This window comes from Micromonospora sp. DSM 43699 (assembly GCF_055517075.1).
This window is the reverse complement of sequence record NZ_JBTMMT010000272.1, coordinates 1-386: the sequence shown is the minus strand read 5'-3', so window position 1 is coordinate 386 and position 386 is coordinate 1. Positions and strand designations below refer to the sequence as shown.

Genomic DNA, 386 nt, shown 5'->3' with positions numbered 1-386 from the left:
GTCTGCATCGTCTCGTCGACGGACAGGGTGGTCTGGGAGAGCCAGACCACCCTCGACTCGTCGCGGACCTCGACGTTCGCCACGTCCTCGGGGCCGTCGACCAGGGTGATGTGGTCGGGGGCCTCGCCGGAGGTGCCGATGACCTCCTCGTGACCCTCATGGCCGATCAGGAGGATGTCGTAGTCCTCCTTGGCGTACCGGACGGCTTCCTTGTGGACCTTGGTGACCAGCGGGCAGGTCGCGTCGATGGTGGCGAGCTTGCGCTCGGCCGCCTCCGCGTGGACGGTGGGCGCGACTCCGTGCGCGGAGAACATCACGATGGAGCCCTCGGGCACCTCCGCGGTGACGTCCACGAAGATCGCGCCCTTCTTCTCCAGGGTCTGCAC

1 pseudogene is annotated in these 386 nt (G+C 67.9%); it reads right to left on the bottom strand.

Annotation, left to right across the window (positions count from 1 at the left end):
- Window positions 1-386, bottom strand: a pseudogene (locus AC0AIB_RS31600) (4-hydroxy-3-methylbut-2-enyl diphosphate reductase); the annotation flags it as partial.